Below are 24067 nucleotides of genomic sequence, written 5' to 3'. Positions count from 1 at the left end.
CGAATGGTGGACATGGAATACACCCTGACCTTTCCCGAGCTGAACCGGCACTTTGCCGCTCGGACCATGATGGAGGGAAGCCTCATCGTGAGCTCCGGCGAGGTGAACCCTTTTCGTTGGGTACAAAGTGCAGGAATGAGCCGGGTGTATGCCGACGTAGCGGATGCCGAGGTCTTCATGCAGCTGGACCTTATCCAAGGAAAGGTGCGCTACCGGTTTAATTGCACGGCTAGAGAGTTGGAAGGCCCGTGCGAACACGTTGCGGCGTTGGGTCTGTATCTCACCCGGACCCCGGAAGAAGAACTCACCGTCAGCGATGATCCAAAGCTAGAAGATCATGACGGAGACAGCCCGCGTCCGGTGCCGCACTGGCAGCGTTCGCTGCATGCGCTGTTGCCGGTGCTGGAGCCGGAGATCGAGACCATCCCGCTTGGTTTGTTAGTTTCGGTAGTACACGAAAAGTACCGAAAACGGGATGCCTATGATGTGAAGGTACGCCCGGCACAACCTGGCACTCGTTCGCCCTGGGTGCAAAGCGGTGTCTCATGGACGCACCTGGCAAGCGATAGAAGATTTGATGACACCCAGCGCCGAGTCATGATGGACCTGTACGGAATTTCCTTGCGTATGAATGAAACCCATTATTACGATCACTGGGGTAACGATTGGGTGACACTGAATTTGTTGCCCGGCGAAGAACTTGGACGCATCCTCCGAAGCATCCGTGACGCAGGCGTTAGCGTGATCTCGGCAAAGACCAAAGAACCCATTAACTTCCCGCAGACTCCTGCACAGGGCCTGGTGAACTTCGTAGAAGATGAGAAGGGCCTAAAGCTGGAACCTAAAATTCTGGCTCCCGAAGGTTTCCCCACCTCAATGATCGCACTGGGCACGCCACCGGCAGCGGCACTGTTCTTCGAAGGAAGCCCAGATAAAGCCAAGGCTTTACATTTGGCCTGCTTTGTACCTGCAATTACGAACGAACTCGTTGAATTAGTGCGCAATGGCCCGGTGCAGATCCCCACGGAGCAGATCCCGGAATTCCACCACTCATTCATGACGCGGATGCGCAAAGTTGCACCGCTAGAGAGCTCCGATGGAAGTTACCAGGTTCCGGAGCCTGCCCGTCCGGTACTGAAACTGCAGCTGCGTCACTCGCTGAACGAACTGTCCGGTGATTTCTCGTGGCATTACGTAGATTCCGGTTCCCGGCAGAGAACCGTGGAACGAGAAATTCTGCGTAGCGTATTGGACAAAGTGGGAACGGAGCATCCATTAGTTCAATCAGGTACGGGAAGTTTCGCGCCCCTGAAACTCAACCTCAGTGCGAGCATCGACTTCGTCTTGGATACCTTGCCGTTGTTGCGTGAGCACCCCGACGTACAAGTTGATGAGCATAGCGCCGTTCCAGACTATAAGCGGGCCGAAGGGCAAACGGTCGTCAGCATTGGTGTGGGTGAAACTAGCAATGATTGGTTCGATCTAGACGTCGATATCAAACTTGCCGAGAAAAACATTCCTTTTGTCGAGTTGTTCAGTGCGCTCAGCGCTGGCGACGACTATCTGGTGTTAGACGATGCGCAGGTTGTTCCCATCAACGGTGAAGAATTCCACGCCCTTCGCCAACTGATCTCTGAGGCCGGAGAGCTAGCGCAAAGTACCTCCTCAGGGGTGCGGATGCACCGGCTGAACATTGACTGGTGGCAAGAACTTGTGGCCCTGGGAATTATCGAGGCTCAAGAAAATGAGTGGCTCGCCGCGATGGCGAAGTTAACAGGTGCCCAGGGCCCCGAACATGTTGACGTGCCCGAAAGCTTTACCGCCACCTTGCGTGATTACCAGCAGCAGGGCCTGAATTGGCTCGATTTCTTACGTCGTCATCAGCTTGGTGGCGTGCTGGCCGACGATATGGGGCTGGGCAAAACAGTTCAATTATTGGCCGCATTGGATAAGGCGCGTATAGAAAATCCCAAAGCCAAGTATTTGGTGGTTGCGCCGACCTCGGTAGTCGGTAACTGGGCAAGCGAAGCCGCGAAATTTACTCCCCAATTACGCACAACGGCTTTGAACGAAACGAGCACCAAGCGACGTAGCAGCGTTGTCGAGGCGGTCGGTGAAGCACAGCTAGTAGTGACTAGTTACGCGATTTTCCGCCTGGACTTTGAACAGTTTGAACAGATGGGATTCTCTGTGCTGATCCTGGATGAAGCGCAGATGGTGAAAAACCACGCCTCCAAGGGGTACAAGCAAGTTCGCCAAATTCAGGTCCCTTGCAAGTTTGTCGTCACTGGTACTCCGGTTGAAAATAATCTCTTGGAACTTTGGGCGTTGACTTCTCTGGCCGCACCGGGGCTCTTAGGCGGCCTCAAGGCATTTAAAGATAATTATTCCAAGCCCATTGCCTCAGGAGATGGGTCGCGTATGCAACGGTTGAAGAGTCGATTGCGCCCGTTTGTGCTGCGCCGTACCAAGGACCAGGTAGCCAAAGATCTACCGGCGAAGACCGAGCAAGTCATTCACGTCGAATTGGAACCGGCTCACCGTAAGGCCTACGACCGGCGTTTTCAGCGGGTGCGTCAAGAAGTCTTGGGACTGGTTCAAGACGTTGATTCCAACCGTTTCAAGATCCTGCAGTCGCTGACCTTGCTGCGTCAGCTCGCCTTGGATCCATCACTGGTTGATGAAGGTAACGGGCCAAGTGCCAAACTGGAGCTTCTCCAATCATTGTTGGAAGATGCGGTAGCCGAAGGGCATAAGATTTTGGTCTTCAGCCAATTCACCTCGTTCCTAGCGAAGGCCCGTGGGGTAGCGCTCGGACTTGGTTTTGAGACCGGTTATCTCGATGGAAGCACCAGCGGTGCCAGACGGCGAGAACTAATCGAGGATTTCAGCGCAGGCAAGTTCCCCGTCTTTTTCATATCTTTGAAATCTGGTGGCTTCGGTATTAACCTCACCGCGGCTGATTACTGCATCCTGTTGGACCCGTGGTGGAACCCGGCTGCAGAAGCTCAAGCGATCGACAGAGCGCACCGTATCGGACAAGATAAACCGGTGTATGTTTATCGGCTGGTTGCTAAAGACACGATTGAAGACAAAGTTCTGGCTTTACAGGCTAAGAAAACCCAGCTCTTTAACGATGTGCTGGGGGATTCGGAGCAAATGGCCTCGGCAACCACCTTGGATACCGAGGACTTTTTGGCCTTACTTGAGTAGCGGCGACTAGCGCAGGTCTTCGCGGTCCTCATTCATCTTGTGCAGGAGATCTGCGAAGCGTTGTACGTCTGCTTCGTCCCAATCAGACAGACGGTTGTGAAGTCGAGTGCGAAGGCTATTTCCGCTGGTCTTCCATGCTTCGTGCGCCTTGGCGGTGATTGATACCAGTTGTGCTCGGCCGTCGGATGGATCCGTCGTGCGAGTAATAAGACCCATAGCTTCAAGCTGTTTGACCATCCGCGAGATGGTGGCCTTATCCAGTTCAAGGTGCTCGGCGAGGGCCCCTTGTTGTTGGGCGTCATTGTGGATCAAAAATGACAGAATTCGGTATCCAGGTGCCTGAAGATCAGGGTGGATAGCTTTGGCGCGTTCGCGGATCGATTGTCGCGCGCGGAGCAACGTGGCGGTGAATTCTTTTTCTACCTGGGCAAGCAGCTTTTCATCGTGCATGGTTTCTATTCTAGGGAACAGCAGGACTGTCACCGGCATTTATCGGCAAAGTAAGACGTTGGCCGGCTACAGGTGCTCTGAAACTCAGAAGAATACAAAAAACACTTGAAGCTTCAATCAAGCGGGTATATGCTTAATTCATGACACCGTCAGCAGAACTCCCTCCGGTATTATTCTTGAGCCATGGCGCACCACCCTTGGCCGACGATGCCCGCTGGACCAGTGAACTAGCTGGCTGGTCGGAAACTATTAACAAGCCCAAAGACATTTTGATGATCTCTGCGCACTGGGAGAATGCTCCGGTCACGCTCAGTGCAACGTCGCAGAAAAATGAGCTGGTCTACGACTTCTGGGGTTTCCCGCAGAAGTACTACGACGTGCGTTATGACGCGCCGATGGCTCCAGATCTTGCGCTGGAAGTTGAACGGCTTACCGCAACTCATGGCCACCATGTGGAGCGCGATGAGAGCCGCGGACTGGATCACGGAGCCTATGTCCCGCTCAAAGAAATGTTCCCGGATGCCGACGTGCCAGTGGTGCAGATGTCCATGCCGACGCTAGATCCCGCCGGACTTTTTGAGCTGGGCAAGTCCTTGGCTCCCTTGCGTGAACGCGGAACCCTGATTGTCGGTTCCGGTTTCACCACGCACAACCTGCGCTGGTTCAATCCTGCCGGTGGCGCCGACGTCACACCGCCAAGCGCCTCCAGCGAATTTGATCATTGGGCCGAAGAGGCAATGGCTCGCGGGGATGTGGACTCGATTCTCGACTTCATGCATAAGGCTCCTGCCGCTCGGGAAGCTCATCCGCGCTCCGAGCATTGGGCTCCTTTATATGTTTCGCTCGGCGCCGCTTACGCATCGGGCGGCATTGAGGCGAAAACCGCAATCGACGGATTCTGGTTTGGGCTGTCCAAGCGTTCGTGGACACTGACCTAAGAGCAGGTTTCCAACGGTGCTGAGCTGGACACCGAAAAAGATAGCTGGAGCCCGTCAGTTGACGGTACACGCAAGCTTTGTCTGGCCCGGTTGCACTGCACTCCAAACAGAAACGGGTGTTCGTCTTCGGAAAGAAGTCGAGCACCCGTTTCTGCTTGGTCTGAGCTTCCTGCTACTGAACTTCGTGCACCGCGGTTTCCACGACCGGTTTCACTCGGAAGGTGATGACTCCAAAGAGTACCGCCGCAACGATTGCACCGAGTGCGAACACGAGGAAGTTTGAATTGACGCCCAGACCGGACGCTAGCAGTAAGCCACCGACCTGAGGTGCCGCCACTGCTCCAATACGTCCCATGCCCATGGCCCAGCCAAGTGCAGTGCCTCGCAGGTGTTCCGGGTAGTGGTTGGCGACGGCGGCAATGAGCAATGCGGCTGTGCCGTGAGTACCGACACCGGCGAGGATCAACATCGCGTAGACGACGGCGACTGGAGGAGTAGCCATGATGACTGCCAAGGCAATGCCTGCAATGAGGGCGGCCACGGCGGAGGAGGGAGCCGCTCCAAAGCGGTCTCCGGCCCAAGCGGTAATTACGGAGCCTGCCACTGCACCGAGGTTCAGCGCCAGTGCAAATGTTAATGCAGAGCCTAAATCGTACCCGGCTTGTTCCATAAGGCTCGGTAGCCAAGTGCCCAGCCCGTACCAGGCAAAGAGAATAGCTAGTGAGGCGGTAGCGAAGAGGACTGAAGCGCGCAGATAGGGGGCACGCAAGATCTGCCCAAATCCAGAACTGCGACGGGCCCCTGGTCCGCTGCGATGCTCAAAGGAAAGAGTTTCTGGCAGATAGCGGAAGCCCATGGGAACAACGACTACCAGCGCAATGATTGCCAGCAAGAACATCATCTCCCAGCCGAAGGCGGGGATAACCCAAATGCCCGTGATGGCGGCGATGGAGCCGCCAATCGGTACACCCGACATCATCAAGGTAGCCATGGTGGAGCGCCAGCGGTCAGGGACCAGCTCGGCAACCATCGCGTTCGCGGACGGGACTAGTCCGCCTAAGCCGATACCGGACAACAAGCGCAGCAATCCAAAGACCACAGGGTTCGGTGCGAAGGCACACAAGATGGTCAGTGTGGAGAAAATAATGGCGCAGGCCAGAATGGTGCGGCGTCGACCCAGCGCGTCGGCGAGACGTCCGGCGCCAAGCGCGCCAATCATCATGCCCACAAATGCCAGAGAACCGATGGTTCCCATGGTTGTTGGAGTGAGTCCCCAATCGTCCATGGCAAGCAACGAAGACTGAACCGTGCCGTAGACAATCAGGTCATACCCATCAAAGACGACCAGTAGCCAGCAGGTCAGAATCGCCAAAACAGCTTTGCGCTGTGACGGCTTCTTTGAGCCGGTTGACCGGCCGGAATCCTCGTGATTCTGGCCGGTCAAACTGGAGGTGCTGCTAGGGATGGGAGAAGTCATAGGTTCAAGTGTTCCCTGCCTCACACCTGCAAGCTCGAAGATTCTGCTGTGCAGAATTAGTGACCGATTGGTTGGTAACAGAGGCCCGATTGAGAGTAAGCATTCACCGTTTTGGAAACATGGCGACGCTGATTCGAAAATTATTCACCTAGGATGGTGCTGCCGGCGGGTGCGGATGGCTTTGACTATCGCTTGTGCAGTCGTCATGGACAGCTAACGAGAACTCCTACCTGACGGTGTTGCTCAATGGAAGTTCGCCTGCGAACGCATTGATGTTTTCGGCAATTTCCCTCACACGGTTTTCGAAGGTCCGTGCGGCGTGCCCGGAGTAGTGGGGCGTGCAGATTACGTTGGGCAGATTCAAGAACTCGTGAACCTCCGCAGGCGTTTGAGTTCCTTGAGGTGCGTCCCACCAAACGTCTAGGGCAGCCCCGCCAATAATGCTGTTGTTCAAGGCCCACCACAAGGCTGCCTGATCAATAATTGCCCCGCGCGAGACATTTACTAGCAGCGCATCACTACGCATTTGAGATAGTTCTTTGGACCCGATAAGCCCGCGAGTCTCGGTTGTCAGCGGCAAGCCGAGAACTACCACATCAGAGACCTGGAGTAGTTCTGGTAATGAGTTCATGTCCCTGACCCATTTCATCCGTGGATTCGGATGGTTAGTGGGCGCGGTGCGACGTACAGCAACGGCGTTGGCACCTAGCGCGGAGGTAAATTTCAGTGCTTGCTCACCAATAGCTCCCAACCCCACAAAACCAATTGTAAGATCGGCAAAGGTGCGATGCATAGGAGCCGTGGAGTGTGTTGACACCGTCCGCCAGGCGCCATCTCGTAGTTCTTCGGTGACATTTAACAGGCGGCGTTGATGAGCCAAGATGACCATCAAAATATGTTCGGCAATCGAGGGTTCATGATGAGCAGTGCGAGCGATGGTGGTTGACGCAGGCAGTTGGGCCAAGGCAACGCGGTCGGTGCCTGAGCCTGTCACATGCACTAATCGCGCCGTACAGATTCCAGCCTCTTGGGCACTGAGCTTTGCACAGACAAGCACATCGGCTCTGGCGATGGATTCTGCTTGTTCCTCGGGGGATAAACCGGCGACGAAATGCCACTGGTGCTCGGGACTGAGCTGTGTGAAAAGCGAGGCGAAGCGGGAAACTATCGGGTCGGTGACGACGACTCGCAGCGGGGTCACCAACGGGGGCTCTTGAGCTCGAAGGACGGATTAATGCTCCGCATATAACTCGTGTCATCACGCCGGGTGATTCCGCAGTCCAAATATTGCTGATGTAGCCGTGCCAGAGCCGCTTCATCGAGTTCCACTCCCAAACCCGGTGCGGTGGGGACATTGACCGAGCCATCAGCGATCGCCAAGACTCCCGGAACGATGACATCATCCTCGGGGCGTTTCCAAGGCCAATGGGTATCGCAGGCGTAATCGATGCTCTTTGTCGCCGCAGCAAGTTGGATCATTGCAGCGAAGCTGATCCCCAGATGGGAGTTTGAGTGCATGGAAAGTCGAAGATCAAACGTTTCCGCGATCCCCGACAAGAGCCGAGACCTGTTAAGTCCTCCCCAGAAATGATGATCCGATAACACCACGTCGATGGCTTCTGCAGCAATCGCCGGTGGTAAATCGTTAAAGGAGACCACGCACATATTCGTGGCGATAGGCAGCGTGATGGCCTTTCGAACTTGCGCGTTGTCGACAATTGAGAGGCATGGGTCTTCCAGGTATTCAAGAACCGATTCCAACTGGTGGCCTACCTGAATCGCAGTTTCTACGGTCCACACACCATTTGGATCAATGCGCAGCGGCATCTGCGGAAATTCTTGGCGCAAAGCGAGGATTGCCTCGACTTCTTGTTCGGGTGGAAAAACTCCGCCCTTCAGCTTGAGTGCCTTGAACCCATAGTCACGGATCATTTTGCGTGCCTGGTCAACGATTCCTGCCGGATCCAGTGCCGCGCCCCAGCTATCGGCATCCCGTTCGGGATGCGATGCCCATTTGTAAAAGAGGTATCCGCTGAAGTCGACCTTTTCGCGGACCGCACCTCCTAGCAGTGTGCTCACAGGAACCCCGAGAATTTTTCCTTGAATATCCAAACAGGCAACATCAAAGCCAGAAAGCACCCGGTCATCTAAGGAGGTGGTGGTGACCATCCCACCAGTGCCGTGGCCTCCCACGCCCTGATCGTCCACCAAGGATTGTGATACTAGTGCCGAGATCTGGTTGGGATTAAATACGTCGGCATCGATGAGGAAGCTGGCAGCTCGCCGGAGACGAATCAGATGGGCCTCGTCCCCGTAGGTTTCGCCTAGGCCATAGGTCCCATCTTCCGTGCGCATCACCACAACAGCGCGCAGCGCAAATGGTTCGTGGACTCCCACCGAGTTCAGCAGGGGAGGGTCGGCGAAGGCCACCGGGGTGATCTGAATATCAGTTATTCGCACGGGGCATCTGGCGGTGCCTTCCGACCGTGGCGCGATGCTGTCGAGCGGGGAAAAATGCGACATATTTGTACTCCCGTTTTCATTGCCGTTTAGACTCACACTAAGAGTGCGGATCGATGCCTGTCCAAGCTAAATAATGCAATCAACGATTCAAGGAGTGTATTGATGTTCTCGCTGATCCAGCTCGAGTCCTTCGTTGCGGTGGCCGAAGAGCTTCATTTTGGTGCAGCCGCTGAACGCCTGAACATGACCCAGCCTCCGCTGAGCCGGCAGATCCAATTACTTGAACGTGAGCTCCAGGCTAAGTTGTTCCTTCGCACCTCGCGCAATGTCGCGCTCACCGCAGCAGGCGAAGTGCTTCTCCCCAATGCACGTCGAATCTTGGACATGAGCCGGAAAACCAGCCTCGAGGTATCACGCGTTTCGTCTGGCGATTCAGGCACGGTTGTTGTTGGTTATACCTCGGTCGCCGGGCAATCGGTCTTGCCTGAATTTCTGGCGCGGGCAGCTCAGAAACTTCCAGACCTAACCATGGTGCTACGCGAGGCGGTCTCGGTAGATCAGCTAGACGCGCTGAGCAAGGGAACCATCGATATTGGTCTGTTGCGTCCGGTAGTTCACCGGGCTGGCGTGGAAACCTGTCTGGTGATGAAAGATCGTTTAGTAGTCGCCCTGCCTGTGGGCCATCATCTAATAACTGGTAAGGGCGTACTGATCAAAGAATTGGTCGGACTGCCGTTGATGATGTATTCCACCAATGAGGCGAGATACTTCTACGATTTGGTTCTGCGGCTTTTTGACTCGGTGAGTGCTAAACCGACCATTTCCCAGATTGCGAGTCAGATTCCGGCCTTGATGGCGCTTGTTGCGGTAGGTCTGGGAGTTTCCCTTGTTCCAGCCAGCGCAATGGATTTTGCACCGAACAATGTCGTTTTTGAAGAACTCATTGGCCCTGATGGATTACAGGATTTGAATCACTCGGACATTTTTCTCGCGTGGGATGAGTCTTCAACAAATCCGGCGGTACGGCGTCTCAAAGATGTATTTTTAGATTCATTGGAAAGCGTGGAAGGCGCAGTCATTCCGAAGAGCAAAGCAGTGCACTCATAAAGTGAAGAGACTGATGGTCTGTATTGGAATTATTTGTTCGCTGACATAATTATGTCAGATTCAGCAAAAAGCGGGTGTAATATTCTGCGCCAGAAACGTGCAAATAAGAACCGAATATCCCGATAGACGAAATGATTGCAGTACAAACCGCATGTCAACAACGGGCTGCAAAAGATCTGGTCACGTTGAAATTTCAGTTATAGATCGTATACGTATTTCCAGCAGGAAACTTACTGTCCGAGACCGAACTTCGGTGGTAGCTTCACGCTAAGTCCGCCGGGAAATTCGTTGCTGGTGGAACAGGTACCAGCGAGGAGTTTGCACCATGCTTTCCGACACGTCCCTGCCGATAATCGAAGCCACACTTCCTGTGGTCGGCGAAAATATTCATGAAATAGCACGCCGGTTCTACACCCACATGTTTGAGGGGCGCCCGGAACTACTTGATGGGCTCTTCAACCGCGGAAACCAAGCAGATGGGCATCAACAACAAGCACTTGCCGGGTCCATCGCTGCATTCGCCACGGCATTGGTGAATAATCCGGATAATCTTCCCGACCACCTGCTCAACCGTGTAGCGCACAAACATGTTTCGCTGGGGCTGCGCCCGAATCAGTACGCTATCGTTCATGAGAATCTCATGTGGGCCATCGTTGACGTTCTTGGCGATGCAGTCACCCCGGAAGTCGCAGCAGCCTGGGATGAGGTGTACTGGCTTATGGCCAATATGCTCATCAATAAGGAGCGGGGCCTCTACTCGGCAGTGGATCTGAACCCGGATGAAATCTGGCGAACCTGGGAGGTCGTTGAGCGCAGAGAGGAGACCGCAGATGTGGTCACCTTCGTCGTCAAGCGCACCGATCCACGCCCCACCAAGCAGTCTTTGCCCGGACAATACGTCTCGTTGAAGATGCTCATGAAAGACGGTGTCCACCAGCTTCGGCAATACTCATTGACCGCCGCGGATGACGGTGACCACCGCCAGTTTGCAGTCAAGAGAGTGCAAGGTATTCAAGGAGCTCCGGATGGTGAAATGAGCAATTTATTGCACGACACCGTGAAGGTGGGAGACCGTGTGCAGTTGTCGGCACCCTTTGGTGACGTGGTTCTGAACTACTCCAACCGTCCGCTAGTTCTAGCCAGCGCAGGAATTGGTATTACTCCGATGGCGGGCATGCTTTCCCACACGGTCAAATCCGATACCGACCGGAAAGTACAGCTGCTCCATGCAGACGGCGACTCGGATTCCTTTGCCCTGTGGCGCCAAGTCGAGGACTCGTTGGCCCAGCTCAATGAGGGCAAACTCGACGCTTGGTTTGAACGTTCGGAGGGCAACTTAGAAAGAAATGAACACTCCGGGTATATGAACATCGACGATGTCGATTTGCCAGAAGATGCCGAATATTACCTTTGCGGGCCATTGGCATTCATGAAGCTTGTGCGTAGCGCGCTGATTGCCCGTGGGATTCCCGCCAAGGACATCCAATATGAAGTTTTCGGACCTGACCTGTGGTTGGCGGACTTCCAGTAGGTGCAAACAGCGATGTGAAGGATCTTGAGTGGCCGCACAACCTGGCCCTCAAGGTTCTTACGCAGGACTGGTGAATGTCATTATCCAAGGAGGAACGTTGCAAGCAGCACGACAGGAATGGTCAATAGGGTACTGGTCAGAATGACTTCTCGCGGGATGGAAACGTTGAGCTTGAACTGCTGGGAAAAGAGCAGGACGTTTTGTGCCGTGGGCAGTGCGGCCATGATGACCACGCCGAGCAGCTCTACACCTTCCAACCCGAAGACCAGATGGGCTGCGACCCACGCAAGGATGGGCATGAACAGCACCTTGAAGAAGGTGGCTAGGTAGATTTCGGGCCTTAACGCCTTGTCAGATAGTGGGCGTTGGCCGTAAAGTGCCATGCCGAAAGCCATGAGGAGCAACGGGATAGAAGCATCTCCCAACATCTGTATGGGGGAGTGCAGCACTTCGGGAAGTGTCCATCCCAGGAGTGAGAATACCGCCCCTATGAAGGTGGCAATGGTGACCGGATTGGCAATTGATTTGAGAATGGTCATTCCCAAATGCTGGTTGACCTGAGACTCACGGTTTTTGCGCGACGTCAGCGCAAAGATGCAAAGATAAACCGGCGCAATGATTAGTAGTTGGGCAATGAGCACCGAAACTACCGGGCTGGTGCTACCCACCGCGTATAGCGCCAGGGGAACGCCGATATTTCCCGCGTTCACGTAGCTGGTGGACATTGCTGCGGCAGGTAAACGACTGCCGGGAGTCTTGAATATTACCCTTGCCAACAGTGCGTACAACCCACCGGTCAACACCGCGGTGATCAGTGCGATGGGTGCAAAGACCCCGATGACTGCACGCAAGTCAGTCCCGGAAAGCAAGATAAACATCAGGGCGGGGTTGGTGATGTAGAAGATCAGGGGAGTCAATCCCTTGGCGATGGCCTCGCGTTGACGCGGTAGGAATACCGAGACGGCCAACCCGAGGCCAATCAAGATCAGGACTATGGTGAATCCCTGCAATACTCCCTGCATATTTTTTCCTCACCAAAAAGTTGTCACTGCCAAATGTGCTGAAGCACGGCCAAAGACGGTGGGTGCAACCTGAAGAGTTGTTCCCACCGTCTTTGAACTCATGGCCGTACTATGTCAAGTACCGGTTAGCGAACCAGCGCTGGGCTCTTCGAATCGAAGGTCCAGCCAGGGATCAGGTACTGCATGGATACTGCATCATCGCGTGACCCCAAACCATGTTCAAGGTAGAGTTCGTGAGCTTGCTGTACACGATCCATATCCAGGGTGACGCCCAATCCTGAACGCTGCGGGACCTTGATCTCTCCGTCACGAATCAGCAATGGTTCTTCGGTCAGTCCTTGACCGTCTTGCCAGATCCAGTGGGTATCCAGCGCGGTGATCTCCCCGGGGGCAGCCGCACCAACCTGGGTGAACATCGCCAATGAGACATCAAAGTGGTTGTTGGAGTGCGAACCCCAGGTCAAACCGAATTCATTGCACAACTGAGCCACTCGCACCGAACCGGACATGGTCCAGAAATGCGGGTCAGCCAACGGGATATCTACCGCATTGGTGCGTACCGCATGGGCCATTTCCTGCCAATCGGTGGCAATCATGTTCGTGGCTGTCTGCAGACCGGTGGCGCGGCGGAATTCGCTCATGACCTCGCGGCCGGAGAACCGGCCTTCCGGACCACAAGGATCCTCGGCGTAGGCGACGATTCCCTGCATACGCTGACCCAAGCGAATGGCATCTTTTAACAGCCAACCGCCGTTAGGGTCCAAGGTAATGCGGGCCTCGGGGAAACGCTGTTTCAACGCAATGACCGCGTCCACTTCAGCATCACCGTCTTGGACACCGCCCTTGAGCTTGAAATCCTTGAATCCATAACGCGCCTGTGCCGCCTCGGCCAAGCGAACTATGGCCTCAGGGGTCATCGCTTCTTCGCGCCGCACCCGCTCCCAGCCGTCCGCACCCTGCGGTTCGCGCAGGTAGGGAAGATCGGTCTGGTCCGGGTTGCCCACGTAGAACAGGTAACCGAGCATAGGCACCGCATCGCGCTGCTGGCCGTCACCGAGTAGCTCGGCCACCGGTACGCCGAGGAACTGGCCGTGCAGGTCAAGCAGCGCAGATTCAAGCGCGGTGACCGCGTGGACGGTGGTGCGCAGGTCAAAGGTTTGAGCACCGCGCCCGCCGGCATCACGATCTGCGAAACGCTGGGAAACCTGTCGTAGAAGTGAACGATATTTGGCCACCGGAGCGCCGGTAAGCAGTGCGCCGGCCTCTTCGATGGTCGAGCGGATTGCCTCGCCGCCCGGCACCTCACCGAGGCCGGTGCGGCCCTCGGAATCGGTCACGATGGTGATATTGCGAGTAAAGAATGGCCCGTGCGCTCCGGAGAGGTTCAGGAGCATTGAATCGTGACCGGCGACGGGGATGACCTGGACCGAGGCGATTGTTGGTTGATTGCTCATCTATTACTCTCCAGCAATTTTCAGTGTGCCATCAATACGACGGGTCAGGTTCCAAGAATTATCCGTGCCAATCGGCTTGGGCAGCAGTCCGTCAGGGAAATTCTGGTAGGCCACCGGACGCAGGAATCGTTCGATCGCCAGGGTGCCGACCGAAGTGGTCTGCGAATCAGAGGTGGCAGGGAATGGTCCGCCATGAACCATGGCATGTCCCACCTCAACGCCGGTTGGCCAGCCGTTGACCAGAATGCGTCCCACCTTGGTTTCCAACGTGGGGATGACCGCCGCGGCTGCTTCATGATCAGAATCGGTCAGCTGCAAGGTCGCGGTGAGCTGGCCCTCCAGCTTGGTGAGCGCGGTCTTCAATTCTTCCGCATTTGCATAGCGGATAACCAGTGAAGCGGCACCGAAGATTTCATCTTGCAGCACCGGGTTGCTCAGCAACTGCTCAACGTTTGAGGAGTAAATGGTCGGAGCTGGAGCGTTTTCGCCGGAGCCTTCGACACCGCGGCCCAATAGCTCAACACCTTCTTGGCCGCCCAGGGCTTCGACGCCCTGGTTCCAGGACTTGTAGATGCCCGCGGTGAGCATGGTCTGGCCCGCAGTGTTGGGGGCCTGGCCGCTGACAGCCTGGGCGAACGCGTCACCGGCCTCGCCGACGGGAACGAAGACCAAGCCAGGGGCGGTGCACAGCTGGCCCGAGGATCCGGCCACCGAAGCCAAGTAAGCCTGGGCCTGTGCGTCAGGATCCTGGGCGAGGGCGCCCTCGAAGAAAATCACCGGGTTGATGGAGCTCATCTCGGCGTACACCGGGATCGGTTCCGGGCGAGCGGCGGCGGTGGCCATCAGCGCGGTACCGCCAGAACGCGAACCAGTGAAGCCCACAGCCTTGATCGCCGGATCTGCGACTAGCGCCTGGCCAATGGATGCACCGGGGCCGTAGACCAGTGAGAAGACACCGGGCTGCAGACCAAGGTCGGCAACTGCCTTGGTGATGGCCTGCCCCACAATTTCGCTGGTGCCAGGATGGGCATTGTGCGCCTTGAAGACCACCGGGCAGCCGGCCGCAAACGCCGAGGCGGTGTCGCCGCCGGCGGTGGAGAATGCCAGTGGGAAGTTGGAAGCGCCAAAGACTGCAACCGGGCCCACGGCGATCTTGCGCTGGCGGATATCCACGCGAGGCGCCGGCTTGCGATCTGGCATCGCCGGGTCAACGCGGACACCATGCTGGTCTCCCTGGCGGACGACCTTCGCAAACAAGCGCAGCTGGCCGGTGGTGCGTCCGCGCTCGCCGGTCAGGCGTGCCTCGGGCAATCCGGTCTCGGCCATGGCGCGAGCTACCAGTTCGGTGCCCACGGCCTCGATGTTATCGGCAATGGCATCCAGGAAATCTGCGTGTTTTGCCGGATCCAGAGAACGGAAGGATTCGAATGCTTCCGCCGCCGCAGCGGTGGCGGTCTTCAGCTGCTGTTCATCAATCAGAGAATAGGCAGGTTCCAAAGGCTCATTGGTGGCCGGGTTATAACCGTGAACCGCACGCCCGGTGCCGGTGGTGCTGATGCCGGCGAGGATGGACTGTCCGGTCAAATTCTGGGTTGTGGTGCTCATAAATTACTCCTAAGTCGACGAGTAGGTGTGTCGGTGAGGATTGAAATCTGCTTAGAGGCTCGCACCGGCAGGAACGATGCCTGCCTGCTGGATCAAGGCTGTAAGATCCGCAAGATCCTTTTCGGTCAAGTCCTGCAGTGGTGGGCGTACCGGGCCGGAGTCGCGGCCGATGGCCTTCAGTCCGCCCTTGACGATGGACACCCCGTAGCCCTTCACCCGATCGCGGATCTCCAGGTATGGAAGGACAAAGCGGTTCAGCTTCTCATTGACCGCGACGCGGTCCTGGGCGCGGACATCCTTGTAGAAGTCCAAAGCGAACTCAGGAACGAAGTTGTACATCGCCGAGGAGTAGGTGCTCATGCCCAGCTGCAGCAGTGGCAGCGCGAAGGTTTCCGCGGTGGGCAGTCCGCCCAGGTAGAACAGCCGGTCACCGTTCTTGGCGTAGACCTTGGTGAGGTGCTCGATATCGCCCAGCGCATCCTTGAAGCCAATGAAGTTTTCGTGGTTCTCCGCCAAGCGGGCCACGGTCTCTGCAGAGTAGATGGCGTTGGCGCGGTTGTAGACAATCACGCCGGTCTTGGTTGCGGAGCAGATTGCCGAAACGTGCTCATATAAGCCGTCCTGATCGCATTCGGTCAGGTAAGGAGGCAGCAGCAGCAAGCCTTCGGCGCCTGCGGCTTCCGCATCCTGCGCGTTCTGGATGGCTTGCTTGGTGGAGCCGCCGGCCGAGGCCAGAACGGGAACTCGTGAACCTGCCTCTTCGACTGCCATGCGCACTACCTTGGATGCTTCCTCGGCAGTTAGGGCGAATCCTTCGCCTGTGCCACCGGCTGCGAAGAGTCCTGCTACGTCAAAACTCGACTGCCAGTCCAGGTGGCTGCGGTAGGCTGCCTCGTTGACCTCGAGGTTCTCGTCGAAAGCTGTGACAGGGAAGGAGAGCAAGCCGTCTTTGAGTTTGTCGGCGAGTTCGAGAGGGGTGTACTGAGCCATGGAAATGTCCTTTTCTTATTCGGCCGGCGCATTGCCGGCCGAAGGTGGGTGGAACGTGTTCGTTGATCCCAGCGTATGGACGTTCTATGATGCCTGTCCAAGCCCATATTTATATTGTTTGATACCCTCTGAGCATCATTGAAGGGAGTGGCCTCCGCGAGGATGATCAATGGTGCAATCCGCCCTTGATGATGTCCACCAATCCGCCAAGGGCAGGGTTGCGTGATTCCCGGCTCCAGATTGCGTGCAACTCGACCGGGTCATCGGTAATTTCCGCCAGCCGCAGGTAGCGCACGCCATCCACGCCCAGAAGTTTGGCGCTTTCAGGCACAAAGGCGATTCCACGTCCTGCCGCGACCAGAGCCACCATGGTCAGGATCTGGCTGACCGTATGACGCACGTTCTTGTGCTCCACCTCGACTCTCCGGACCACCAGATCATAGAAGTATCGGGCTTTAATCGGCGAATGCATGATGAGCGCCTCGTCACGAAGATCCGCGAAGAGGATGTCACGCGGTAATGTCGCAAGGCGGTGTCCACTGGGCACGGCAACGAAGAGGCCTTCAGAGAATAAGAGAGCCGATTCAAAAAGCTTCTCGTCAAAGGGCGGCCTGGCCAGACCCATGTCAAGATCGCCGTCGAGCAGTGCGTTGACCTGCTCCTGAGTGACCAATTCCGAAAGATCGAGGTGGACTTTGGGCATGCGCTCGCTGATCTCCGCCAGCAATGGCCCGAGCAGGCTGAAGCCGGACGCCGCGGTAAATCCAATGCGGATTTCACCCAGTTGCCCGGCGGCAATCCGCCGGGCATTATCCGGGGCCCGCTCGGCGGCAACGACCAGGCGTTTGGCATCAATGAGGAAGGCGTGGCCCGCCGCGGTCAGTGCAACCCGCCGGTTGTCCCGGTCCAGTAGTTCGACGCCGACCGAACGTTCCAGCTTTTGAATCTGACGGCTGAGCGGCGGCTGAGTCATATTCAGCCGCTCGGCTGCTCGTCCAAAATGGAGTTCTTCGGCGACCGCAACAAAACTGCGGGCCTGATCCAGAGTAAACATTCAATACCTTTCAGGCATCATTCCATGCATAGTTGACCTTGGACATGCATCATATCTGTTTCTTAGGCTGTACCCGAGGCCAAATGAGTGATCTGTTTCACCTGATCGCTTGTGCCTGGCCACGTCCACTCGCAACCATAGGAGAATCTCCCGTGAAAAATCGTATGACCCGACGCGCAATGCTTTCACTCACCGCAGCAGGTGCCGCTCTGGCTCTGACCGCATGCGGCGGAAATGTGGGAGGCAGCAGCGACGCATCGTCTGCCGAATTTCCCAACGGTCCAGTGACTCTCACCGTAGGCCAGGCACCAGGTGGTTCCACCGACCTGATCGCCCGTGCGGCTGCCGAAGGCATGGCCGAATCGCTAGGCGTCTCGATGCCAGTCGTAAACAAGCCAGGTGCCAACGGCGCCCTGGCCACTAAAGAAGTCGAAGCCATGGCTCCCGATGGGCAGAACTTGATTCTGCTCAACGCCTCGCTGATCACCATCACCCCGCTGGCCGTTTCGGAAGACGAAGTGGTCTCCCTCGACGACCTTGATGTTTTGATGGGCCTGTCCCAGGATGACTACGTCATGGTCGCGAGCACCGCTTCGGGCGTGAAAAATCTCGATGACATCAAGAGCAGTGATAAGAAGCTGTCCTTCGGCACCACCGGCGTGGGAACGGGTTCACAGTTGGCCCAGGAGCTGCTCTTGGCCCAGGCCGAGATTGACGGAACCACTGTTCCCTTCGACTCCGGATCCCCGGCGCTGACAGCCGTCATGGGTGATCAGGTTCAGGTATCCACCGTCCAGCTCGGCGAAGCCAAGCCTCAGATCGACGCCGGTACGGTCACCCCGATTGTGGTCTTCTCCAAGGATCGTAATGAGTTCCTTCCTGACGTACCCACTGCCATCGAATCCGGCTACGAAGTTCCAGTTTCCCAGTACCGTGCCATCGCAGCCCCTAAGGGCCTGAATGATGCGGCGAAGGAAAAGCTTGTTGCCTCCATCCAGGATGCGGTCGCCGCAGATAGCTACAAGGACTTCAACAAGCAGAACCTGTTGACCGCTCATGAAGTTTCGGGCGAAGAAGTCGTGACCGAATGGACCGAACTGGCTGCCAAGTACAAGGAACTGACCGAAGAGCACAACATCTCGCTGGCAGGCAAGTAGCTTTCAGCTACCGGCCCCAACCCGAAAGCGAGAATCAAAGGATGAACGTAATGGATGCGAAAAAGGCAGAGATTAAACAGGAGAAAGTGCCTGCTGATCTCGACGTCATGCCAAACGCTGACGAAGAAGAGACCCTCACTCCGGAAGAACTCGCCGCCCAGTGGGAGGCAGAAGCACCGGATCCAGCGGGGCCTATCGCAAACCTGCTTTCTTCCCTGGTAGTTCTTGCACTGAGCGTCACCGGCATGGTGATCTCCCTCGGGTTGGGGCTGGGCACCCCCGCGGCCCCGGCTGCCGGAATGTGGCCATTTATCATCACGCTGATCGCAGCGGTGATGTCGGTGGTGCAGATCATCGTGGGCCGCACCGGTGGCAAGGACGGCGAGAAATTCAGTTCCATGAGCTGGTACGCGGTCATTGGATTCGCCACGCTGATCCTCATGGTGGTGCTGATGCCGCTGATTGGATTTGAAATCCCCTCGCTGTTGTTGTGCTTCGTCTGGATGCGCTGGTTGGGCGGCGAACGCTGGAGGTCCGCTACGATCTACTCGATTCTGATCGTTGGAGCCTTCTACGCAATCTTTATCGCCGCGCTTGGCACCACCATTCCCCGACTGTTCTAAGTCGCACGTAAAGGTTTAATCGCATGGAATTCTTCGGACCGGTCTTAGACGGCTTCAACGTCGTACTTGACCCCACAAATCTTTTGTACTGCCTGCTCGGCGTGGTCGTCGGCATGCTCATCGGTGTACTTCCGGGCCTCGGGCCGGCAGCCACCATCGCGATCTTGCTGCCCATGACCTACGGCGTTGAGCCGGTGACCGCGATCATCATGCTGGCGGGTATCTTCTATGGCGCCCAGTATGGCGGCACCATCACCTCGGTGCTGCTTCGTCTACCGGGTGAAGCCAGCAGCGTGGTGACAGTCTTTGACGGTTACGTCATGGCTAAACAAGGCCGGGCAGGCACTGCCCTGGGTATTGCAGCCATCGGCTCCTTCTTCGGTGCCACGATCTCCATTATTGGCTTGACGTTCCTGGCTCCGTTGGTTGCCAGCTTTGCGCTGGACTTCGGCCCGCCGGAATACACGGCCTTGGCAATGCTGGGCATCTTGCTTGTCGCCACGATCTCGGGCGGCACCAAAATCAAGGCGATTATCGCCGCAGCGGTGGGTCTTTTCCTGGCCACGATTGGTCGTGACGGTTTTACCGGCGCTGAACGCTTCACCTTTGGCAACCTTTCGCTGGCAGATGGCATCGACTTTGTTCCCATCGCCATGGGCCTCTTTGGTGTTGGTGAGATTCTCTACAACCTAGAGGAACGCCACCGTGCGGCGACAGCCCCGATGAAGGTTTCAAATGTCTGGCCCAAGGGCAAAGACATCAAAGAAGCATCCGGAGCTATTGGCCGCGGCTCGGTTCTCGGTTTCTTCCTGGGCATTCTTCCCGGCGGCGGCGCGACCATTGCCTCGCTGGCGTCCTATGCCATGGAAAAGAAAACCGCAAAGGATCCTTCGCGCTTTGGCAAAGGTGCCATCGAAGGGGTGGCAGGCCCGGAGTCTGCCAACAATGCTGCCGCGACCAGCTCATTCATCCCGTTGCTGACCTTGGGTATCCCGGCGAACGCCACCATGGCCATCATCTTCGGTGCGCTATTGATTCAGGGAATCACTCCAGGCCCGCAGCTGATCAGCAATGACCCCCAGCTGTTCTGGGGCGTGGTGAACTCGATGTACATCGGCAATATTCTTTTGCTGATCATGTCGATCCCGCTGATTGGCGTCTTTGTTCGAATTCTGCGGATTCGTGCGGCGATCCTTGCCCCGATCACCGCGTTGATCACCATGCTCGGTGCCTACACCATACGAAACTCGATGTTCGACGTATTGCTGGTTGTCATCTTCGGTGCCATTGGCTACTTGATGAAGAAGTTCGGTTTTGAACCTGGACCGCTGGTGCTCGCGTTCGTGCTTGGCAGCCTGCTCGAATCAAACCTGCGACGCTCGTTGCTGGTCTTGGAAGGAGATCCCACGGGTTTCTTCACCCGGCCAATTTCGGCCACGTTGCTGGTGCTCTTCGTCTTCGTAGCGGTGTGGCCAATGATCAAGAGTGTTATCGACAAGCGTAGGTCCGGCTCTCTTGCAGCCTTGGCAACGCAGGAAAAAGAAAAGGAAAACGCATGAGCATCATCGTCGGATACGTGCCCACCAATGTCGGGGAGGCGGCGGTAACCGCTGCCATTGCCGAAGCCAAATTGCGCCAAGAGGAGCTGCTGATCGTCAACTCCTCACGTGCCGGGGCACTGGTGGACAAAAACACTGCCTCGGCCCAAGACCTGGAAAGGATCCTGGGGAACGCGGCGCAGGCGGGCGTCCAGGCAAAGGTTCTGGAATCAAGCTACCGTGATGATCTGGCTGAAGAGTTTCTTGGTCTCGCGGATCAGCACGGCGTCTCGCTCATTGTTATCGGTTTGCGCCAGCGCTCCCAGGTAGGAAAATTCATCATGGGCTCGCATGCCCAGCGGATCCTCTTGCAGGCCCAGCACCCGGTGCTGGCGGTTAAGCCGGAATAGGTATTACTTTGACCGCAGTGGACACCGCGTCACCGCGCTGAGCGTGGAAAATTGATGGGTGCCCTTTGGCTAGCGAACAGCTACGCCGAAGGGCACCCATTAGTTGATCTGTATGCAGACTGCGGCCGCAGAGTTCAGGCGTTCTTTCCGGCCTCGGATTCCAATCTTGAGATTGAATTGCCTAAATGCACCCGCATGGCAGCTGCCGCGGTCAGCGCATTTCCCGAGGCTACCGCCTGGCGTATTGTCTCGTGTTCGGCCATTACAGACCCCAGGCGATCAGAGGCGCCGGATATCCCGGTCTCGAATCGTTGGCGGGGCATGGCGATCATGGCGGGGCCGAAGGTCGTCACTGCCTGGATGAAGTACGCATTGCCCGTGGCGCGGGCCAGCGCCAGATGGAATTCATAGTCGCAACTCATGCTTTGCGCGGCGTTGCCCGCGGCAGCCTCAAATCCTTGCAGTGCCTGGTCCATGGAATGAAGATCATTGTCCTGGTGATTCATCGCGGCCAGAGCCGCCGCCTCGGTCTCGAACCCCAAGCGGTATTCCAGCAGCTGCCGGCGTTCTTCCAAGGTCCGCGGAATTCTGCTGTTGTGCTCGCCATCCTGGGCTGGGGGAGTGAGCGCAAAGCTGCCCGCGCCACGCCGGGTGTGAACTAACCCCTCGGCTTGCAGGCGGGTGATAGCTTCGCGCACTACCGTGCGTGAGACGCAATGCTCGGTTATCAACGAGTTCTCACTGGGGAGTTTTTCGCCGGCAGTAATCTGTCCACTGATGATCTGCTCACGAAGATACTCGACCAAAGTAGTAGTCAGATTTGGTTTCACGCTATGCATCCTTAAAGAGTAGTCGCCGTTGCTCACGCTTGGCGAGCAACGGCGACGTAGAGGCGTTATTAGGCGATGCCGAACTCAACCGCGTCGGTAGTCCAGGCTCGGGCCTGGTCGCTGAAGCTGAATCCCAAGCCCGGGCGGTTAGGCACGATCATCCGGCCATCCTTGGTTTCGAGGCGTTCGTTGAACAGCGGGTCCAGCCAGTCGAAGTGCTCCACCCATGGCTCGCGTGGGTAGGCGGCGGCCAGATGAAGGTGGATTTCCATGGCGAAGTGGGGAGCCAGATCCAGTCCGGCCTGGTCTGCTAGCGTTGCCAGGCGCAGGAACTGGGTGATGCCGCCAACGCGCGGGGCGTCTGGCTGAATGATGTCGCAAGCGCGGGCTGCAATCAGCCGCTCGTGTTCGGCGACGGAGGCGAGCATCTCACCGGTGGCGATCGGGGTATCCAAGGCCGCGGTCAACGCGGCATGGCCTTCGGCGTCATAAGCGTCCAGCGGTTCTTCGATCCAGACCAGATCGAATTCTTCGAGCTTGCGGCCCATGCGCAACGCGGTGGCGCGGTCCCATTGCTGATTTGCATCAACCATCAGCGGGAAGTCCGGGCCGATATGTTCGCGTACCGCCGCCACGCGGCGCAGGTCCTCGGCGCTGTCAGGCAGTCCTACCTTGATCTTGATGCCGCCAATGCCTTCTTCAATTGACTGGCTTGCGCGCTCCTTGACCTCTTCAATGCTTGCGTTCAGGAAGCCGCCGGAGGTGTTGTAGGTGCGTACCGAGTCGCGGTGGGAGCCGAGGAATTTGGCCAGCGGAAGTCCTGCGCGCTTGGATTTGAGGTCGTAGAGGGCAATATCCAGAGCAGCCAGCGCTTGGGTGGCAACACCTGAACGGCCTACCGATGCACCAGCCCACAGCAGCTTGGTGTAGAGCTTGGCGATGTCGTTGGGGTCCTCGCCGATCATTGTCTGGGCGACTTCCTTGGCGTGGGCATATTGCGCCGGGCCGCCTGCACGTTTGGAGTAGGAGAAGCCAAGGCCTTCATGGCCCTGTTCGGTGGTGATCTCTGCGAAGAGGAACACCACTTCGGTCATTGGCTTCTGCCGTCCGGTGAAGACCTTTGCATCCGAGATGGGCGTTGCCAGCGGCAAACGCGCGGTGGAGAGTTTGACGTGGCGGATGGCATCTGGCGTGTAGCTCATGATTGAAAACTCCTGACGGTCAAGGTGCCCGGACGGACCTTGTTATGTACTTATAGTACAAGTTGAAAAGTTATCATACAACTGTTCTGAGGAGTATTTCTTGCTCTTCTTAATTTGATCCCGGCGGCCTGCCCGATGGCCAGTTAAAAGCGTGAGGACCGCTCGAAAATATTCAAGCGGCCCTTCACGTGGTAGCTGGATGTGCTAGCTGATCGCCTCGGCGATCGCTGTCTGTCCGTCATAGAAATTCACTGTCTGGCGAACAGCTGCGTTGTTGACAACAACATGGGTCAGGACATCGGCAACGGTCTCACGCGCAGTATTGCCCTCATCCCCCTGCGGGTCGCGTCCCTGGATCTTTCCTTCGTCATCGGTCAGCGTGACCTTCTGGCTGGATGGATCCAGAGTCAGCAGGCCCGGACCAAGAATTGTGAAGTCCAAGTCGGTTGCACGCAGAAATTTGTCCGCGTCATGCTTGGCCTTGGCGTAGGTGTAGAAGGAGTTGTCCTTGTCCAGGCTGTCCACGTCAACAGATGCGCGGGCATAGGAGACCATGACAAAGCGCTTCACTCCGGCCTGCTGGGCCGCCTTCATGGTGCGCACTGCGGCTTCGAAATCCACCGCGACGGTGCGCTCGGGACTTCCGCCGCCGGCGCCGGCGGAGAACACCACTGTCTTTGCACCGTTAAACTGCTGGGCCAACGTGTCAACGTCTGCCTGTTCGATGTCCAGCACTACCGGGGTGGCGCCCAGGGCGCTGATTTCATCGCTATGATCTGGGTTGCGAATCACCGACTCTACGTTCAGCCCGTGACTTGCAAGTTTTGGCGCCGCAAGAAGTGCAACCTTCCCGTGTCCACCAATGATGACTACTCGATTTGTTTCGGACATATGCTGCTCTTTTCTCCTCGGTTGTCGTCTTTGGCACAACGCGAAGCGGTGGCTCGATATTCCAACAGATCACAGATCAGGGAATATTGAGCCACCATCAGGTGCATGAAGA

The 24067-nt window shown here is 56.8% G+C and carries 20 protein-coding genes; 8 read left to right on the top strand and 12 right to left on the bottom strand.

The window, feature by feature from the left end; all coding sequences use genetic code 11:
• The first annotated feature begins 12 nt into the window (after positions 1 to 12).
• Positions 13 to 3213 (top strand): DEAD/DEAH box helicase, encoded by a 3201-nt coding sequence (locus tag VJ369_RS11460; RefSeq protein ID WP_324092200.1) that lies wholly within the window; start codon positions 13 to 15, stop codon positions 3211 to 3213.
• Positions 3214 to 3219: 6 nt separating this feature from the next.
• Here the strand turns inward: VJ369_RS11460 and VJ369_RS11455 are convergent, their stop codons facing one another.
• Positions 3220 to 3663 carry a MarR family winged helix-turn-helix transcriptional regulator gene (locus tag VJ369_RS11455; protein ID WP_324092199.1) on the bottom strand — a complete coding sequence of 148 codons (444 nt, stop codon included), beginning with the start codon at positions 3661 to 3663 and terminating at the stop codon, positions 3220 to 3222.
• A gap of 140 nt (positions 3664 to 3803) precedes the next feature.
• On the opposite strand from VJ369_RS11455, the gene VJ369_RS11450 reads away from it, so the two are divergent.
• Positions 3804 to 4601: a class III extradiol ring-cleavage dioxygenase gene (locus tag VJ369_RS11450; protein ID WP_324092198.1), complete on the top strand. Its 798-nt coding sequence runs from the start codon at positions 3804 to 3806 to the stop codon at positions 4599 to 4601.
• 172 nt (positions 4602 to 4773) lie between these two features.
• Here VJ369_RS11450 and VJ369_RS11445 read toward each other — a convergent pair whose 3' ends face one another.
• The 3 genes from VJ369_RS11445 to VJ369_RS11435 form a co-directional block, all read right to left on the bottom strand.
• Positions 4774 to 6078 carry an aromatic acid/H+ symport family MFS transporter gene (locus VJ369_RS11445; RefSeq protein WP_324092197.1) on the bottom strand — a complete coding sequence of 435 codons (1305 nt, stop codon included), beginning with the start codon at positions 6076 to 6078 and terminating at the stop codon, positions 4774 to 4776.
• 226 nt (positions 6079 to 6304) lie between these two features.
• Positions 6305 to 7279 (bottom strand): 2-hydroxyacid dehydrogenase, encoded by a 975-nt coding sequence (locus VJ369_RS11440; RefSeq protein ID WP_324092297.1) that lies wholly within the window; start codon positions 7277 to 7279, stop codon positions 6305 to 6307.
• The gene (locus tag VJ369_RS11435) at positions 7276 to 8601 is read right to left on the bottom strand and encodes an enolase C-terminal domain-like protein (protein WP_324092196.1); all 1326 of its coding nucleotides are present in this window, start codon (positions 8599 to 8601) and stop codon (positions 7276 to 7278) included. Before VJ369_RS11435 ends, VJ369_RS11440 begins: the two co-directional genes overlap by 4 nt.
• Positions 8602 to 8703: 102 nt before the next feature.
• On the opposite strand from VJ369_RS11435, the gene VJ369_RS11430 reads away from it, so the two are divergent.
• Together VJ369_RS11430 and VJ369_RS11425 are read left to right on the top strand one after the other, a co-directional pair.
• Positions 8704 to 9648 (top strand): LysR family transcriptional regulator, encoded by a 945-nt coding sequence (locus VJ369_RS11430; protein ID WP_324092195.1) that lies wholly within the window; start codon positions 8704 to 8706, stop codon positions 9646 to 9648.
• 325 nt (positions 9649 to 9973) lie between these two features.
• A complete protein-coding gene (locus VJ369_RS11425; RefSeq protein WP_324092194.1) occupies positions 9974 to 11179 on the top strand; it encodes an FAD-binding oxidoreductase in 1206 nt (401 codons plus the stop codon).
• An 80-nt stretch (positions 11180 to 11259) separates the two neighbouring features.
• Here VJ369_RS11425 and VJ369_RS11420 read toward each other — a convergent pair whose 3' ends face one another.
• The 5 genes from VJ369_RS11420 to VJ369_RS11400 all read right to left on the bottom strand — a co-directional run bounded on the left by VJ369_RS11420 (position 11260) and on the right by VJ369_RS11400 (position 17304).
• Positions 11260 to 12201 (bottom strand): AEC family transporter, encoded by a 942-nt coding sequence (locus tag VJ369_RS11420; protein WP_324092193.1) that lies wholly within the window; start codon positions 12199 to 12201, stop codon positions 11260 to 11262.
• Positions 12202 to 12326: 125 nt separating this feature from the next.
• A complete protein-coding gene (locus VJ369_RS11415) occupies positions 12327 to 13655 on the bottom strand; it encodes an enolase C-terminal domain-like protein (protein ID WP_324092192.1) in 1329 nt (442 codons plus the stop codon).
• Between the two features lie 3 nt (positions 13656 to 13658).
• Positions 13659 to 15260, bottom strand: coding sequence for an aldehyde dehydrogenase (NADP(+)) (locus tag VJ369_RS11410; RefSeq protein ID WP_324092191.1), 1602 nt, complete (start codon positions 15258 to 15260; stop codon positions 13659 to 13661).
• 51 nt (positions 15261 to 15311) lie between these two features.
• Positions 15312 to 16250 (bottom strand): 5-dehydro-4-deoxyglucarate dehydratase, encoded by a 939-nt coding sequence (gene kdgD, locus VJ369_RS11405; RefSeq protein ID WP_324092190.1) that lies wholly within the window; start codon positions 16248 to 16250, stop codon positions 15312 to 15314.
• Positions 16251 to 16416: 166 nt separating this feature from the next.
• Entirely contained in the window at positions 16417 to 17304 is an 888-nt protein-coding gene (locus VJ369_RS11400; RefSeq protein ID WP_324092189.1) for a LysR family transcriptional regulator, read from the bottom strand.
• Positions 17305 to 17456: 152 nt separating this feature from the next.
• On the opposite strand from VJ369_RS11400, the gene VJ369_RS11395 reads away from it, so the two are divergent.
• The 4 genes from VJ369_RS11395 to VJ369_RS11380 are packed head-to-tail and all read left to right on the top strand — an operon-like array spanning position 17457 to position 21032.
• On the top strand, positions 17457 to 18461 hold the full coding sequence (locus VJ369_RS11395) for a tripartite tricarboxylate transporter substrate binding protein (RefSeq protein ID WP_324092188.1): 1005 nt from the start codon (positions 17457 to 17459) through the stop codon (positions 18459 to 18461).
• 50 nt (positions 18462 to 18511) lie between these two features.
• On the top strand, positions 18512 to 19084 hold the full coding sequence (locus tag VJ369_RS11390; protein ID WP_324092187.1) for a tripartite tricarboxylate transporter TctB family protein: 573 nt from the start codon (positions 18512 to 18514) through the stop codon (positions 19082 to 19084).
• Positions 19085 to 19107: 23 nt separating this feature from the next.
• Positions 19108 to 20643, top strand: coding sequence for a tripartite tricarboxylate transporter permease (locus tag VJ369_RS11385; RefSeq protein ID WP_324092186.1), 1536 nt, complete (start codon positions 19108 to 19110; stop codon positions 20641 to 20643).
• Positions 20640 to 21032 (top strand): universal stress protein, encoded by a 393-nt coding sequence (locus tag VJ369_RS11380; RefSeq protein WP_324092185.1) that lies wholly within the window; start codon positions 20640 to 20642, stop codon positions 21030 to 21032. Before VJ369_RS11385 ends, VJ369_RS11380 begins: the two co-directional genes overlap by 4 nt.
• Positions 21033 to 21166: 134 nt before the next feature.
• On the opposite strand, the gene VJ369_RS11375 is transcribed toward VJ369_RS11380, so the two are convergent.
• The 3 genes from VJ369_RS11375 to VJ369_RS11365 form a co-directional block, all read right to left on the bottom strand.
• Positions 21167 to 21871: a FadR/GntR family transcriptional regulator gene (locus VJ369_RS11375; RefSeq protein WP_414652651.1), complete on the bottom strand. Its 705-nt coding sequence runs from the start codon at positions 21869 to 21871 to the stop codon at positions 21167 to 21169.
• Between the two features lie 59 nt (positions 21872 to 21930).
• The gene (locus VJ369_RS11370) at positions 21931 to 23064 is read right to left on the bottom strand and encodes an L-talarate/galactarate dehydratase (protein ID WP_324092183.1); all 1134 of its coding nucleotides are present in this window, start codon (positions 23062 to 23064) and stop codon (positions 21931 to 21933) included.
• 204 nt (positions 23065 to 23268) lie between these two features.
• Positions 23269 to 23955 carry an NAD(P)H-binding protein gene (locus VJ369_RS11365; RefSeq protein ID WP_324092182.1) on the bottom strand — a complete coding sequence of 229 codons (687 nt, stop codon included), beginning with the start codon at positions 23953 to 23955 and terminating at the stop codon, positions 23269 to 23271.
• Positions 23956 to 24067 lie beyond the last annotated feature (112 nt).

It is taken from the genome of Glutamicibacter sp., assembly GCF_035257265.1.
Classification (GTDB): Bacteria; Actinomycetota; Actinomycetes; order Actinomycetales; family Micrococcaceae; genus Glutamicibacter.
This window is presented reverse-complemented; position numbering and strand designations above follow the sequence as displayed.

Coding starts and splice junctions, on each gene's coding strand:
- VJ369_RS11380 (WP_324092185.1), top strand. CDS start 20,640: ATGAGCATCATCGTCGGATACGTGCCCACCAATGTCGGGGAGGCGGCG.
- VJ369_RS11445 (WP_324092197.1), bottom strand. CDS start 6,078: ATGACTTCTCCCATCCCTAGCAGCACCTCCAGTTTGACCGGCCAGAAT.
- VJ369_RS11365 (WP_324092182.1), bottom strand. CDS start 23,955: ATGTCCGAAACAAATCGAGTAGTCATCATTGGTGGACACGGGAAGGTT.
- VJ369_RS11425 (WP_324092194.1), top strand. CDS start 9,974: ATGCTTTCCGACACGTCCCTGCCGATAATCGAAGCCACACTTCCTGTG.
- VJ369_RS11385 (WP_324092186.1), top strand. CDS start 19,108: ATGGAATTCTTCGGACCGGTCTTAGACGGCTTCAACGTCGTACTTGAC.
- kdgD (WP_324092190.1), bottom strand. CDS start 16,250: ATGGCTCAGTACACCCCTCTCGAACTCGCCGACAAACTCAAAGACGGC.
- VJ369_RS11415 (WP_324092192.1), bottom strand. CDS start 13,655: ATGAGCAATCAACCAACAATCGCCTCGGTCCAGGTCATCCCCGTCGCC.
- VJ369_RS11410 (WP_324092191.1), bottom strand. CDS start 15,260: ATGAGCACCACAACCCAGAATTTGACCGGACAGTCCATCCTCGCCGGC.
- VJ369_RS11460 (WP_324092200.1), top strand. CDS start 13: ATGGAATACACCCTGACCTTTCCCGAGCTGAACCGGCACTTTGCCGCT.
- VJ369_RS11435 (WP_324092196.1), bottom strand. CDS start 8,601: ATGTCGCATTTTTCCCCGCTCGACAGCATCGCGCCACGGTCGGAAGGC.
- VJ369_RS11420 (WP_324092193.1), bottom strand. CDS start 12,201: ATGCAGGGAGTATTGCAGGGATTCACCATAGTCCTGATCTTGATTGGC.
- VJ369_RS11390 (WP_324092187.1), top strand. CDS start 18,512: ATGGATGCGAAAAAGGCAGAGATTAAACAGGAGAAAGTGCCTGCTGAT.
- VJ369_RS11450 (WP_324092198.1), top strand. CDS start 3,804: ATGACACCGTCAGCAGAACTCCCTCCGGTATTATTCTTGAGCCATGGC.
- VJ369_RS11375 (WP_414652651.1), bottom strand. CDS start 21,871: ATGCATAGCGTGAAACCAAATCTGACTACTACTTTGGTCGAGTATCTT.
- VJ369_RS11455 (WP_324092199.1), bottom strand. CDS start 3,663: ATGCACGATGAAAAGCTGCTTGCCCAGGTAGAAAAAGAATTCACCGCC.
- VJ369_RS11400 (WP_324092189.1), bottom strand. CDS start 17,304: ATGTTTACTCTGGATCAGGCCCGCAGTTTTGTTGCGGTCGCCGAAGAA.
- VJ369_RS11430 (WP_324092195.1), top strand. CDS start 8,704: ATGTTCTCGCTGATCCAGCTCGAGTCCTTCGTTGCGGTGGCCGAAGAG.
- VJ369_RS11370 (WP_324092183.1), bottom strand. CDS start 23,064: ATGAGCTACACGCCAGATGCCATCCGCCACGTCAAACTCTCCACCGCG.